The 14,173-nt window shown below is 65.2% G+C and carries 12 protein-coding genes; 10 read left to right on the plus strand and 2 right to left on the minus strand.

Annotation, left to right across the window (positions count from 1 at the left end; translation table 11 throughout):
• Positions 1 to 129: 129 nt before the first annotated feature.
• The 4 genes from ASE96_RS02710 (at position 130) to ASE96_RS02725 (ending at position 5,556) form a co-directional block, all read left to right on the plus strand.
• Positions 130 to 1,815 (plus strand): peptide ABC transporter substrate-binding protein, encoded by a 1,686-nt coding sequence (locus ASE96_RS02710; protein ID WP_056425575.1) that lies wholly within the window; start codon positions 130 to 132, stop codon positions 1,813 to 1,815.
• Positions 1,816 to 1,956: 141 nt separating this feature from the next.
• On the plus strand, positions 1,957 to 2,886 hold the full coding sequence (locus ASE96_RS02715; RefSeq protein ID WP_056425578.1) for an ABC transporter permease: 930 nt from the start codon (positions 1,957 to 1,959) through the stop codon (positions 2,884 to 2,886).
• On the plus strand, positions 2,876 to 3,826 hold the full coding sequence (locus ASE96_RS02720; RefSeq protein ID WP_056425579.1) for an ABC transporter permease: 951 nt from the start codon (positions 2,876 to 2,878) through the stop codon (positions 3,824 to 3,826). The genes ASE96_RS02715 and ASE96_RS02720 overlap by 11 nt, the downstream gene beginning before the upstream one ends.
• 11 nt (positions 3,827 to 3,837) lie before the next feature.
• Complete coding sequence (locus ASE96_RS02725; RefSeq protein ID WP_056426610.1) at positions 3,838 to 5,556, plus strand: dipeptide ABC transporter ATP-binding protein; 1,719 nt, start codon at positions 3,838 to 3,840, stop codon at positions 5,554 to 5,556.
• A 112-nt stretch (positions 5,557 to 5,668) separates the two neighbouring features.
• Here the strand turns inward: ASE96_RS02725 and ASE96_RS02730 are convergent, their stop codons facing one another.
• Positions 5,669 to 6,343, minus strand: a complete 675-nt coding sequence (locus ASE96_RS02730) for an SGNH/GDSL hydrolase family protein (RefSeq protein ID WP_235500081.1) — start codon at positions 6,341 to 6,343, stop codon at positions 5,669 to 5,671.
• A 430-nt stretch (positions 6,344 to 6,773) separates the two neighbouring features.
• On the opposite strand from ASE96_RS02730, the gene typA reads away from it, so the two are divergent.
• From typA to ASE96_RS02745, 3 genes are all read left to right on the plus strand, one after another.
• On the plus strand, positions 6,774 to 8,702 hold the full coding sequence (typA, locus tag ASE96_RS02735; RefSeq protein WP_056425584.1) for a translational GTPase TypA: 1,929 nt from the start codon (positions 6,774 to 6,776) through the stop codon (positions 8,700 to 8,702).
• 34 nt (positions 8,703 to 8,736) lie between these two features.
• Positions 8,737 to 9,114 (plus strand): hypothetical protein, encoded by a 378-nt coding sequence (locus ASE96_RS02740; protein ID WP_235500082.1) that lies wholly within the window; start codon positions 8,737 to 8,739, stop codon positions 9,112 to 9,114.
• Between the two features lie 339 nt (positions 9,115 to 9,453).
• On the plus strand, positions 9,454 to 10,263 hold the full coding sequence (locus ASE96_RS02745; protein ID WP_056425591.1) for a type IV toxin-antitoxin system AbiEi family antitoxin domain-containing protein: 810 nt from the start codon (positions 9,454 to 9,456) through the stop codon (positions 10,261 to 10,263).
• Between the two features lie 468 nt (positions 10,264 to 10,731).
• Here the strand turns inward: ASE96_RS02745 and ASE96_RS02750 are convergent, their stop codons facing one another.
• Positions 10,732 to 10,998 (minus strand): putative acetyltransferase, encoded by a 267-nt coding sequence (locus ASE96_RS02750; RefSeq protein WP_235500084.1) that lies wholly within the window; start codon positions 10,996 to 10,998, stop codon positions 10,732 to 10,734.
• Between the two features lie 165 nt (positions 10,999 to 11,163).
• Here ASE96_RS02750 and fdxA point away from each other — a divergent pair, with 165 nt between their 5' ends.
• From fdxA to ASE96_RS02765, 3 genes are all read left to right on the plus strand, one after another.
• Positions 11,164 to 11,490, plus strand: a complete 327-nt coding sequence (fdxA, locus tag ASE96_RS02755) for a ferredoxin (RefSeq protein ID WP_056425597.1) — start codon at positions 11,164 to 11,166, stop codon at positions 11,488 to 11,490.
• A 12-nt stretch (positions 11,491 to 11,502) separates the two neighbouring features.
• Positions 11,503 to 12,651 (plus strand): succinyldiaminopimelate transaminase, encoded by a 1,149-nt coding sequence (gene dapC, locus ASE96_RS02760; RefSeq protein ID WP_056425600.1) that lies wholly within the window; start codon positions 11,503 to 11,505, stop codon positions 12,649 to 12,651.
• Between the two features lie 227 nt (positions 12,652 to 12,878).
• Complete coding sequence (locus tag ASE96_RS02765; RefSeq protein WP_056425602.1) at positions 12,879 to 14,162, plus strand: citrate synthase; 1,284 nt, start codon at positions 12,879 to 12,881, stop codon at positions 14,160 to 14,162.
• The last annotated feature ends 11 nt before the right edge of the window (positions 14,163 to 14,173 follow it).

A 14,173-nucleotide genomic window follows, 5' to 3' on the forward strand; every position in this document is an offset into this window, starting at 1 on the left:
AACATCTGGACATTCTGGGGTTAGGCTACTCGTATATGTAGGCCACGTCACAGGGGATACCCCTGTGCCTGCCTGCGGGGAAACATAAGTTTTTCCCTCACGAACTCCCCCAAACTCATAGGAGGCGGAATGCGTTTTTCGCGCACTTCCAAAGCACTGGGCATGGTGGCCATCGCCGCTCTCGCCCTGACCGGATGCGGCGCCGGAGGCGGCACCTCAAACGGTGCTGACCAGGCTGCCGGCGACCCCAACAAGGTCATCACCGCTTACAGCAACGAACCGCAGAATCCCCTGATGCCCGCCAACACCGGCGAAGTCTACGGCGGCCGCGTCGTCGAGCTCCTCTTCGAGGGCCTCACCAGCTACGACGCCAGCGGCAAGTCGGTTAACGCCCTGGCCGAGTCCATAGAATCCGCGGACGGCCAGAACTACACCATCAAGGTCAAGACGGGGACCAAGTTCACCAACGGCGAGGAAGTCACCGCCAAGAGCTTCGTTGATGCCTGGAACTTTGCCGCGTTGAGCACCAATGCGCAGGGCAACAGCAGCTTCTTCGAGTCCATCGAGGGCTACGACGCCGTCAGCGCCACCAAGACGCAGAAGGGTACGGACGGCAAAGAGGTCGACGTCCCCGCGCCTACCGCCCAGACCCTCTCCGGGCTGGTCCTGAAGGACGACTCCACCATTGAGGTCAAGCTGGCCCAGCCGGAAGCCGACTGGCCGCTGCGCCTGGGCTACTCGGCGTTCATGCCACTGCCCGCCGAGGCCATCAAGGATCCGAAGAAGTACGGCGAGAACCCGGTCGGCAACGGCCCGTACAAGATGGAGAAGGAAGGCGCCTGGCAGCACGACAGCCAGATCGCCCTCGTCAAGAACCCGGACTACAAGGGCGCCCGCGAAGCCAAGAACGGCGGCGTGACCTTCAAGTTCTACACCGATCCGGCCCCGGCCTACACGGACATCCAGGCCAACAACCTGGACGTCACGGACGTACTGCCCACGAATGCCCTGAAGACCTACACCATGGACTTCCCGGAGAACAACCTGAACAAGCCGTACGCCGGCAACGCCACCCTGAACATCCCGGGCTACCTGCCCGAGTTCAAGGGCGAAGCAGGCCAGCTGCGCCGCCAGGCACTCTCCATGGCGATCAACCGCGACGAGATCACCAAGGTCATCTTCTCCGGCACTCGCATCCCGGCCAAGGACTTCACCTCCCCGGCCATTGACGGCTACAACGAAAACGTGGCCGGTTCCGAGGTCCTGAAGTTCGATGCCGCCAAGGCGAAGGAACTCTGGACCAAGGCTGACGCCATCACCCCGTGGCCCGCAGACAAGACCCTGCAGCTCGCGTACAACACTGACGGCGGCAACAAGGAATGGATCGACGCCGTTGCCAACAACTTCAAGAACAACCTGGGAATCAAGGCCGAAGGCCAGCCGTTCGCCAAGTTCGCTGAAATCCTGGAGCTGCGCAGCGCGAAGGAACTGCCGGGTCTGACCCGCGCCGGCTGGCAGGCCGACTACCCGTCGCTGTACAACTTCCTGGGCCCGCTCCTGAAGACCGGTGCCAGCGCCAACTACGAGGGCTACTCGAACCCCGAGTTCGACAAGCTCCTCAACGAGGGCCTGGGCGCCAAGTCCACGGACGACGCCAACAAGAAGTTCACCCAGGCACAGGAGATCCTGTTCAAGGACCTCCCCAACCTGCCGCTGTGGTACAACGCACGCCAGGCCGTCTGGAGCCAGAATGTCACGAACGTTGACTCCGGCTGGAACGGTGTTCTTCAGTACTGGGCCATCACGGCCAAGTAATTTCCTGGGTTCCTGGAACTCATTCACACATCACTAAAGCTTGGGGGTCCGGCCTTTGCCGGACCCCCATATGCTTGAAACCGGCAGGAAGCTGTCCCCCATGATTCCCCTTTGTTCCACCCATTCACCGGAGGAGCTGCTGTGATCCAGTTCATCCTCCGGCGCCTGCTGCAGGTCATTCCGGTATTCCTCGGAACCACCCTGCTCGTCTACTTCATGGTCTTCGCCCTTCCGGGCGACCCCATCCGCGCGCTCTTCGGGGACCGCCCGCCGAGCGAGGCCGTCATCGCCCAGCTGCGCCAGCAGTACAACCTGGACGAGCCGTTCTGGGTCCAGTACGGACTGTTCCTGAAGAACCTCTTCACCTTCAACCTCGGCGTCGACTTCACCGGCCAGCCGATCGCCGACACCCTGGCCCGCGTCTTCCCGGTCACGGCCATGCTCGCGATCGAAGCGCTCGTCATCCAGGGCGTGTTCGGCATCGCCTTCGGCCTCGTCGCCGGCCTGCGCAAGGGCGGCATCTTCGACAGCTCGGTCCTCGTGCTGTCGCTCGTTGTGATCGCCGTCCCCACCTTCGTGCTCGGCTTCGCGCTGCAGCTGCTGATCGGCGTGCAGCTGGGGTGGGCCAAACCCACGGTCGGCTCCAACGTCACGTGGGGGAGCCTGATCCTTCCCGCGGTGGTGCTCGGCATGGTGTCCTTCGCCTATGTGCTGCGCCTGACGCGTGCCTCCGTTATCGAGAACATGAACGCCGACTACGTCCGCACCGCCACCGCCAAGGGCCTCGCCCGCCGCCAGGTGGTGACGACGCACGTCCTGCGCAACTCCCTGATCCCCGTGATCACTTACCTCGGCGCCAGCCTGGGTGCCCTGATGGGCGGCGCGATCGTGACCGAAGCCATCTTCAATGTCCCCGGCGTTGGCCAGAAGCTCTACCAGGCCATTCTCCGAAGTGAAGGCCCCACCGTCGTCGCCATCGTGAGCGTCCTGGTGCTGGTCTTCGTACTCGCCAACCTGTTGGTCGACCTGCTGTACGCCTGGCTTGACCCGAGGATCCGCTATGAAAACTAACCGCAAAGCCGAACACTTCGTTGCCCCGGTCGAGGAAACCCCGCTGCTGGCAACGGACGCTGTCAAAACCGACGACGCCCCGCTGAGCCTCTGGGCGGACGCGTGGCGCAAGCTCCGCCGTCGTCCGCTCTTTATCATTTCCGCGGTCATGATTGCGCTGATCGTCATCGTTGCGGTCTTCCCGGGCCTCTTCACCCAGGTTGATCCGGACAACGGCTGTGTGCTGGCGAACTCCAACGGCGCCCCCACCGAAGGGCACCCCCTCGGTTTCACCTTCCAGGGCTGCGACATCTATTCGCGCATCATCCACGGCACCCAGGCCTCGCTGATGGTCGGCGTGTTCTCCGTGATCTCCGTGTTGATCATCGGCGTCACGCTCGGCGCCCTGGCCGGCTTCTTCGGCGGCTGGATCGATACGGTGATCGCCCGCCTCGGCGACATCTTCTTCGCCCTGCCGATCGTCCTCGGCGCGCTCGTCCTCACCCAGCTTCCGCTCATGCGCGAAAACCGCGGAGTGGGAACAGTGGTCCTGGTCCTGGTGGTGCTCGGCTGGCCGCAGATGGCCCGCATCACCCGTGGCGCCGTCATCGAGGTGCGCAACGCCGACTTCGTCACCGCGGCCCGATCGCTGGGTGTCTCCCGGGTGGGATCCCTGGTCAGCCATGTGCTCCCCAACGCGCTGGCCCCGATCATCGTGCTCGCCACCATGGAACTCGGCGTCTTCATCGTCGCCGAGGCCACGCTCTCGTTCCTCGGAATCGGCATGCCCGGTTCCGTGATGTCCTGGGGCAATGACATTTCCGCCGCGCAGGCATCCATCCGCACCAACCCGGCTGTCCTGCTCTACCCGGCAGCAGCCTTGTCCATCACCGTGTTGAGCTTCATCATGCTGGGCGATGCCCTCCGTGATGCTCTCGATCCGAAGAGCCGTCAGCGATGAAGGAGGCAATCATGACAACTTCCGACGTCACGATCCACGAAGCCGGAACGCCGGCCGACCGGCCACTGCTGGAAATCCGCGATCTCGCGATCTCCTTCACGACCGGCAGCGGCGAGGTCCAGGCCGTGCGCAACGCACACCTGACCATCATGCCGGGCGAGACGGTGGCCATTGTGGGCGAGTCCGGCTCCGGCAAGTCCACGACCGCGCTGGCAGCAATTGGCCTGTTGCCCGGCAACGGCCGGGTTGCCGGCGGGCAGATCCTGCTCGATGGCGAAGACATCTCGCACGCTTCCGAGAAGCGCATGATCGAATTGCGCGGCAACATCATCGGCATGGTTCCGCAGGACCCCATGTCCAATTTGAACCCGGTCTGGAAGATCGGCGACCAGGTCAAGGAGACGCTGAAGGCCAACGGCCGCCCCAGCGGCCCGGACGACGTCGCCAAGGTCCTGGCCCAAGCCGGCCTGCCGGACGCCGCCCGGCGCGCGAAGCAGTACCCGCACGAGTTCTCCGGCGGCATGCGCCAGCGCGCGCTGATCGCCATCGGCTTGTCCTGCCAGCCGCGCCTGCTCATCGCCGATGAGCCGACGTCGGCCCTGGACGTGACCGTGCAGCGCCAGATCCTGGATCACCTCGAAAAGATGACCTCGGAACTGGGCACGTCCGTGCTGCTCATCACCCATGACCTCGGCCTGGCCGCCGAGCGTGCCGACAAGGTTGTGGTCATGTACCGAGGCAACGTCGTCGAGGCCGGTCCGTCCCTGGAACTGCTGCAGAACCCGCAGCACCCCTACACCCAGCGGCTGGTGGCTTCGGCGCCGTCGCTGGCGTCACGGCGGATCCAGGTGGCCAAGGAACTCGGCGTCGCAACGAACGATCTGCTGGTTCCCGGTGACGGCGGTGCGGCCAAACCGGCCATGACCGAAGACGTGCTGCAGATCCAGAACCTGAGCAAGGTCTTCAAACTGCGTGCGGGATTCGGCAAGTCGACCGACTTCACCGCCGTCGACGACGTTTCCTTCAACGTCAAGCGCGGAACGACGACGGCGATCGTGGGCGAGTCGGGTTCCGGCAAGTCCACCGTGGCGCAGATGGTCCTGAACCTCCTGGAGCCGACCTCCGGCAAGATCATCTTCGACGGCGTCGACACCTCTGTGCTGAAGCCCAAGGAGATCTTCGCTTTCCGCCGGCGGGTGCAGCCGATCTTCCAGGACCCCTACGGATCCCTCGACCCGATGTACAACATCTACCGCACCATCGAGGAACCGCTGCGGGTCCACAAGATCGGGGACAAGGCCAGCCGGGAGAAGAAGGTCCGCGAACTGCTGGACCAGGTGTCGCTGCCGCAGTCCACCATGCAGCGGTACCCGAATGAGCTCTCGGGCGGGCAGCGCCAGCGCGTCGCGATCGCACGTGCCCTGGCACTGGATCCCGAGGTGATCATCTGCGACGAGGCCGTGTCCGCCCTGGACGTCCTGGTGCAGGCGCAGGTGCTGAACCTGCTCGCCGAACTGCAGTCCAGGTTGGGCCTGACCTACCTGTTCATCACCCATGACCTCGCGGTGGTGCGGCAGATCGCCGACCACGTGTGTGTCATGGAAAAGGGCAAGCTGGTGGAAACCGGTTCCACGGATGAGGTCTTCGAAGCTCCGCAGCGGGACTACACCAAGGCGCTGCTCAACGCGATCCCGGGTGCACGCCTGATGCTGCCGCCGGAAGTTGCCTGAGCCTAGGCGCCCGGCTGCTCCCAAGACCAAGCCGCGTCAATAAGCGAGCCGGCGCCCACCTGAGGTGGGCGCCGGCTCGCTTGTTTTCTGCTGCTGTCTGTTGGGCCAGGTTCTACACGAGACCGAGTGCCTCAAGACGCTTGCTCAGCAGGATGGCCGCGGCCTCGTGTCCCTCAGCGTTCAGGTGGCGGTCGTCGGCCAGGTACCGGGAGAGCCCGTAGCGGGTCAACCAGTCACCCACGCTGACGAAGGAAAGTCCGTACTCCTTCGCAACCGCTCCCAGCAGGGAATCAACCTGCGTCCGGCGTCCGCCGCCGGCTTGCGAGCCCCTCGCGAGCGTGCCCACTAGCACTACTTCGGCAGCGGGGTAGCGGTCTTCAACGGCCTCGATCAGGCGCTCGGCGTGCTCCTCGATATCGAAATCCGATGCTCCCTTCGAAGCATCGTTTCCACCGCCTTCGATGACGACCAGCGGAGGCGCCCCGTAAGGCAGGTGCCAGTCACCGTTCTCCAAGGCATCGATGTAGTTGCCGCGCGTGAGGCTGCCGGCCACAAATCCGGTGCCACCTCCGCCGCAGAACACGACGTCGTAGCCGAGGCTTCCAAGGGCAAGCCTGGGCCAACTCTCCGAGGGCTCGGACTGGGAATCGCCAATCAGTACCGCGGTGTTCTCAATGTCTCTGACGATGATTTCGTTCCTGCCGTTCGCAGGATTCAGGAAAAGCGAGCCCGCGGGCAGGTTGTCTGGTGCTGCGGCCGCTTTCCTGCCTGCGGAGCCTGCAGCCACCGGTTGTCCGGGGCCAGCCGCTGCGGCTACGGGAAGTCCCTTCACGCGCTCCGAGACCTTGGCTGGTGCCTCTGATTCCAGAGCAGGGGTGCAACCGCCGAGGAACAGGCCGGCAGCGAGTATGGGTGGGAGGATCCGGGCCATCGTCGGGGCACTGCGCAAGTCGGCCCCCCAAGTTCGTAGTTACTCCAAGCAATCATGGGGCATAGGGATCTGAAAATCCAGTGACTTTACTCACATGTTATGCGCCGATCTGCCGCCCTTGCCGCCCTGCCGCTCCGCCGGGCGCGACGGATTTTAGGCCAACAAAAGCCCTAGCGTTTAGAATGGATGAAGGTGCCCTGTGCCAAAGGGGCGTATCCGTCGTGCGTTCCGGTTGGAAATGTCGCGATACCACAGCTGACTTCACCACTGAATCGAGCAATAACGCATGTCTGAAACCACCACCAACACCGCGGTAGCCACTGCATCGCGCAGTGACCTGCGCAACGTCGCGATCGTGGCCCACGTTGACCACGGCAAGACCACCTTGGTCGACGCCATGCTCAAGCAGACCAATTCCTTTGCCGAGCACAACCACCTCGAAGACCGGGTCATGGACTCCGGCGACCTCGAGCGTGAAAAGGGCATCACCATCCTGGCCAAGAACACCACCGTGGCCTACAACGGACCGTCCTCCAAGGGCGAGACCATCACCATCAACGTCATCGACACCCCCGGCCACGCCGACTTCGGTGGCGAGGTGGAGCGCGGACTTTCCATGGTCGACGGCGTTGTCCTCCTCGTTGACGCCTCTGAGGGCCCGCTGCCCCAGACCCGCTTCGTCCTCCGCAAGGCCCTCGCGGCCCACCTGCCGGTGATCCTCCTGGTCAACAAGACCGACCGCCCCGACGCGCGGATCGAAGAGGTTGTCCACGAATCCATGGACCTGCTCCTGGGCCTGGCCTCCGATCTCGCCGACGAAGTTCCGGACCTCGACCTGGACAAGATCCTCAACGTCCCCGTCGTCTACGCCGCCGCCAAGGTCGGCCGCGCCTCCCTCGAGCAGCCCGCAGACGGCTCCGCCCCGGAGAATGAGGACCTGGAGCCGCTCTTCCAGGCCATCATCGAGCACATCCCGGCCCCCACCTACAACCCGAACGGCGTCCTCCAGGCGCACGTCACCAACCTGGACGCCTCCCCGTTCCTCGGCCGCCTGGCGCTGCTGCGTATCTACAACGGCACCCTCCGCAAGGGCCAGACCGTTGCGTGGGCCCGCGCCAACGGTGAACTGAAGAACGTCAAGATCACCGAACTGCTGGCCACCAAGGCGCTGGACCGCGTCCCGACCGATTCCGCCGGCCCCGGCGAGATCGTCGCCGTCGCCGGTATCGAGGAAATCACCATTGGTGAGACCCTGACCGACGCCGAAAACCCGCAGCCGCTGCCGCTGATCACCGTTGACGATCCGGCCATCTCCATGACCATCGGTATCAACACCTCGCCGCTCGCCGGCAAGGTCAAGGGCGCCAAGGTCACGGCCCGCCAGGTCAAGGACCGCCTGGACAAGGAACTGATCGGTAACGTCTCCATCAAGGTGCTCCCCACCGAGCGCCCCGACGCCTGGGAAGTCCAGGGCCGTGGCGAGCTCGCCCTGGCCATCCTGGTCGAGCAGATGCGGCGCGAAGGCTTCGAACTGACCGTCGGCAAGCCGCAGGTTGTCACCCGGACCGTTGACGGCAAGATCCACGAGCCGATGGAACACATGACCATCGACGTGCCGGAAGAGTACCTCGGCGCCGTCACGCAGCTCATGGCCGCCCGCAAGGGCCGCATGACCAACATGGCCAACCACGGCACCGGCTGGTGCCGCATGGAGTTCATCGTTCCGGCCCGTGGCCTGATCGGTTTCCGCACCAAGTTCCTCACGGACACCCGCGGTGCCGGCATCGCAGCCTCGATCTCCGAGGGATACGAGCCGTGGGCCGGCCCGATCGAATACCGCACCAACGGTTCGATGATCGCCGACCGCGCCGGTGTTGTGACGCCGTTCGCCATGATCAACCTGCAGGAACGCGGCTCCTTCTTCGTGAAGCCGACCTCCGAGGTGTACGAGGGCATGATCGTCGGCGAGAACTCCCGCGCCGATGACATGGACGTGAACATCACCAAGGAAAAGAAGCTCACCAACATGCGTGCCGCTTCCTCCGACACCTTCGAGAACCTGACGCCGCCGCGCGACCTGACCCTCGAAGAGTCGCTCGAATTCGCCCGCGAGGACGAGTGCGTCGAGGTCACGCCGGACTCCATCCGTATCCGCAAGGTCATCCTGGACACCAACGAGCGTGCCAAGGCCAACCGCGCCCGCGCGAAGGTCTAGTCTCGGCGTTCCGCGCTGAAGCAACGGATCCTTTGTGAAGAGAAGAGCTGCCGGTACGGCAGGCGGTATTGCCGCCGCCGTGCCGGCAGCTCTTTTTGCTGCCCTCGCAGGCACGATGCTGCACGGGCAGGACATCTTGGTTGCCGGCGTCGAGGTGCCGTGGGGCGCCGCCGCCGCGCTGGTGCTGCTGGGCGCCGTCGAGCTGTGGCTCGGTGCCGCGTTCCGGTCCGTGCTCCCGACGGCGGCGTGCGGCGCCCTCTGTTACGCCCTGGCGGGCTGGTGGTCCACCCTCGGGGAGGGCAAGCGCCTGATTATCGGTGACCTGGCCGGGAACCTCTGGATCTACGGCATCGCGGTGGTCACGCTGGTGATGCTGGCCTGGTGCGGGCGCTACCGGCCGGCCCGCGCCTAGCCGCGCCGCACCGCCAACCCCGCCCGCGGGACATGCCCATTCTTCGCCCTCCGCCCGGCGGGACATGCCCAGTTCTTGAGGCCACGGGTGGACATATCGGCCCTATGTCCATCCGCTTCGGTCTCCGCTGGACATGCCCAGCCGTCTCGCCACCGCCGCCCCGGGACATGCCCAGTTTCCGCGTCACGCCGGGGGCCAGGTCCATTGGTGGGCGTGTACCGGTGCTCGCCAGAGCTCGGAACATGTTCCACCGCGGCAGAGCACGCCGGGCATGCGTTTTTGCACATAGCGAGGCCCCGGCCCTGTTCCGGTCGTTGGCCCCGGCGTCACGATGTCCGCATGGTCAATATCAACTCAGTGCTTTCAACCTACGACGGCGTCGCCCGCGCCAAACACCTTGCTGCCGCCGGCGTCTCAGACTTCCAACTCAAATCCGCGCTGGCTCGCGGTGCAGTCTCCCGCGTGGCACGCGGCGTTTACGCAGTGCCCGACGCCGACCCCGGGCTCATCGCGATCCGCTCGCTGCCGGCGGAACCTGCCTGCGCCACAGCGGCGCAGTTCCAAGGTCTCTGGGTGCTCGAGCCGCCCCCGCAACCTCATATTGCGGTTACCCACAGCCGGCGCTATCCGGGATTCGTTTGCCATCGTTCCGCGGCGCCGCCGACCCTTCTGGACACCGTGGTGCAAAGCCTGCGATGCCTTCCCGACCTCGATGGCCTCGTCATTGCCGAATCCGCAGTGGTGCTGAAAGGCATGCCGCTCGCGGCTCTGCGTCAGAGGCTGGCAGGCCGCAATGATGCGAGGGAGCGCCGGATGGTGGACAGCATAGTCACGCAATCGCAGTCCATTATTGAGTGCATAGCCCGGTACTGGCTGCGGAGGGCTGGGTTCCATGTGGAATCCCAGGTCAACATCCCCGGGATGGGCCATCTTGATCTCATGGTCGACGGCCGGCTGGGCATTGAGACCGACGGGGCGAGCTTCCATATGGACCGGACAAGCTTCGAGGAGGACCGGCGTCGGTGGAACGTCACAACCCGGCTCGGCATCCCGACGCTGGTGGTCAGCTACGCGCTACTCCTGAACCGGCCCGAAGAGTTCATCGCCATGGTCCGCGACGCACTGAACAGCCTTCCCGCCGCTGCCTAGCATTGGACATGCCCTCCGGGATTGAAGGTTTGTCGAGGGCGATGTCCAGTCTTCCCCGCCCCTGCTGGACATGCCCACCCGTCCGCCGTCGCGAACACTGGACATGCCCACCCGTCCCGCCGTCGCGAACACTGGACATGCCCACCCGTCCGCCGTCGCGAACACTGGACATGCCCACCCGTCCGCCGTCGCGAACGCTGGACATGCCCACCCGTCCGCCGTCGCGAACGCTGGACATGCCCACCCGTCCGCCGTCGCGAACACTGGGCAAGTCCCGCGCTTTGCGCAGCAAATGGACATGAAGCCAATATGTCCATTGGTCAAGGTAGGGGAGGGCATGCCCCATTGAGGGGGCGGGACGGACTGCTCAGGGGACGGCATGTCCATTGTTCGCCGTCGCGACCGCTGGGCATGTCCCGTGGTTGCGGCGGCGGATGGACATGAAGCCAATATGTCCATTGGTCACGCTCAGGGGAGGGCATGTCCGCCGCCGGGCTGCGCCCGCGGGGCCCGGCGCGGCGGGGGCGGCGGCACAGCCTTGGCGGCCACCACCAGCGCCAGGGGAATGACCACCTCGGACGTCCTGGTCCGCACGGTGCACGCACTGTCGGTGCGGGCCGCCAGCTCGCCGAGTGCGTCGGTCAGCCCGCCCTCGATTCGGTACCGGACCACCACCCGGGTCCCGAGGTCGGCGGCAGCCAGGAACGCTTGGGGCGGCGGCATCGAGGAACTCACCCGTTCATACTAGGCGGGCCGGATTCAATAGTGCGGACCCGTGTGACGCCCGGCTAGGTTCGCGGGAACCGGCTGGGAGATAATAGGCTCAGAAGTCAGCAGCCGGCGCTCAGGCCGGGAGCAGTTTCCGGCCGTCGCCGGAACCAACGTGGAGAGGCCAGGGACGTGACGTACGTAATCGCGCAGCCGTGTGTAGATGTCAAGGACAAGGCATGTATTGAAGAGTGCCCCGTCGATTGCATCTATGAGGGTGAGCGTTCCCTGTACATCCACCCGGACGAGTGCGTGGACTGCGGTGCCTGTGAGCCGGTCTGCCCCGTCGAAGCCATCTACTACGAGGATGACACCCCCGAGGAGTGGGCTGACTACTACAAGGCCAACGTCGAATTCTTCGATGTCCTGGGCTCCCCGGGCGGGGCGGCGAAGGTGGGCAACACCCACACGGACCACCCGATGATCGCGGCCCTCCCGCCGCAGAACCAAGAGAGCTAAGGCGGGTCGCCCGTGACATCTGCGCTGCGCAGCTTCGGCCTCAGCCTGCCCGATTACCCGTGGGAAGCCCTGGCGCCGTACCTCGCCAGGGCGGCCGAACACCCCGGGGGAGTAGCAAACCTGTCCATCGGAACGCCGGTGGACGGCACCCCCGAAGTGGTGCAGGCGGCCCTGCGCGCAGCAGCCAATGCCCCCGGGTACCCCACAGTCCACGGCACGGCCGGGCTGCGGGAGGCCATCGCGGCGTGGTTTGAGCGCCGCCGCGGCGTTCCCGGGCTGGATCCGCAGGACATCATGCCCACGGTGGGCTCCAAGGAACTGGTGGCCTGGCTCCCGTTCCTGCTGGGCCTCAAAGCCGGCGACGTCGTTGTCCGCCCCACGGTCGCATACCCCACCTACGACATCGGCGCCACGTTCGCCGGTGCGGAACACATCGCCGCTGACGACCTCGACGAGCTCGACGCCGCCACCCGCGCCCGGGTGCGCCTGGTCTGGGTCAACTCGCCGGCCAACCCGACCGGCAGCGTCCGCGACGCCGAATCCCTTCGCAGGATCGTCCGGCAGGCCCGGGAACTCGGTGCCGTAGTGGCCTCGGACGAGTGCTACGCCGAACTGGGCTGGGGCGAATGGGACGTCCAGCGTGACGGCAGTCCGGTGCCCAGCATCCTGGACCCCCTGGTTGCCGAGGGCTCCCATGAGGGCCTCCTGGCTGTGTACTCGCTGAGCAAGCAGTCCAATCTGGCCGGCTACCGCGCCGCCTTCGTGGCCGGCGACCCGGCCATCATGGCGAACCTCGTCAACAGCCGCAAACATGCGGGCATGATTGTCCCCTACCCGGTCCAGGAAGCGATGCGGGTTGCCCTCGGCGACGACGCCCACGTCCAGGCGCAGAAGGACCTCTACCGCGGCCGCCGGGAACGGATTGTGCCGGCGCTGGAGCGTTTTGGCCTGACCATCCACGAATCCCGGGCCGGACTCTACCTCTGGGCCACTGCGGGTGAAGCCACCTGGGACACGGTGGGCCGGCTCGCGGACCGCGGGATCGTCGTCGGTCCGGGGGTGTTCTACGGCGACGCCGGCAATGGATTCATCCGGGTCGCGCTGACGGCCAGTGACGAGCGGATAGACGCCGCCGCCGCCCGCCTGGCCACAGGGCCGTAACAATGCTGTGACGCGTGCCACAACGGGCGCGGTTTGGGTGGTTCCGGAGCGCCTCGGATTAGTACCACCCGGAATCTGACGGTAGTTTTTAACTGACTATCAATGGTGGCTTTCCACAAGAAGGCAGCGCGGCCGTTGGAATCCGTATCTAAACAGGTTCCGTGGGCGGCTTCACCAGAAGTTGGACCAGCTTTCTACAGAGGCCCCGACGCCTCAGAGGAGACTCCATGACTGAGACCACCAGCGCAACCCTGCGCCATGCCGGCGGCGAGCTCGAACTCCCGCGCATCCAGGTTGTAGAAGGAAACGAAGGCTACGACGTTTCCAAGCTGCTGAAGCAGACCGGTGCCGTCGCCTTTGACCCCGGTTTTATGAACACGGCGGCGACCACTTCCGCCATCACGTACATCGACGGCGACGCCGGTGTCCTGCGGTACCGCGGCTACCCGATCGAGCAGCTCGCCCAGCACTCGAGCTTCCTGGAAGTTTCCTACCTGCTGATCTACGGCAACCTGCCAACCCCCACCGAGCTGGAAGCCTTTGACCAGCGGATCCGCCACCACACACTGCTGCACGAAGAGCTCAAGGGCTTCTTCAGCGGCTTCCCGCGTGACGCCCACCCGATGCCTGTCCTGTCCTCGGCAGTATCCGCGCTCTCCACGTTCTACCAGGACTCGCTGGATCCCTTCAACGCCGAGCAGGTTGAGGTCTCGACCTACCGGCTGCTGGCCAAGATGCCCGTCATTGCCGCCTACGCCCTGAAGAAGAGCATCGGCCAGCCCATGCTCTACCCGGACAACTCCCACAACCTCGTGGAGAACTTCCTGCGCCTGAGCTTCGGCCTTCCGGCCGAGCAGTACGAGGTGGACCCGGTGGTTGCCAAGGCGCTTGATCTGCTGCTCATCCTGCACGCCGACCACGAGCAGAACTGTTCGACCTCCACGGTCCGGCTGGTCGGTTCCTCCAACGCCAACCTCTTCGCCTCCGTGTCCGCCGGCATCAACGCACTCTTCGGCCCCGCCCACGGCGGCGCCAACGAGGCCGTGCTGAAGATGCTGCGCCAGATCCAGGCCGACGGCACCAAGCCCGAGGACTACATGGAGAAGGTCAAGAACAAGGAGGACGGCGTCCGCCTCATGGGCTTCGGGCACCGCGTCTACAAGAACTACGACCCGCGCGCCAAGATCGTAAAGGCCACGGCCCACGAGATCCTCACCAAGCTCGGCGGCAACGACGAACTCCTGGACATCGCCCTGCGCCTCGAAGAGAAGGCCCTGAATGATGACTACTTCATCCAGCGCAAGCTCTACCCGAACGTGGACTTTTACACCGGCCTGATCTACAAGGCCATGGGCTTCCCGGAGAAGATGTTCACCGTGCTCTTCGCGATCGGCCGGCTTCCGGGCTGGATCGCACAGTGGCGTGAAATGATCAGCGACCCCAATACCAAGATCGGCCGCCCGCGGCAGCTCTACATCGGCGAGCCGGAGCGCAACTACCCCTCCGTGTAGCCCGGTAGTCC

Origin of the sequence: Arthrobacter sp. Leaf69, from assembly GCF_001422645.1 — a bacterium.
Lineage (GTDB): Bacteria > Actinomycetota > Actinomycetes > Actinomycetales > Micrococcaceae > Arthrobacter.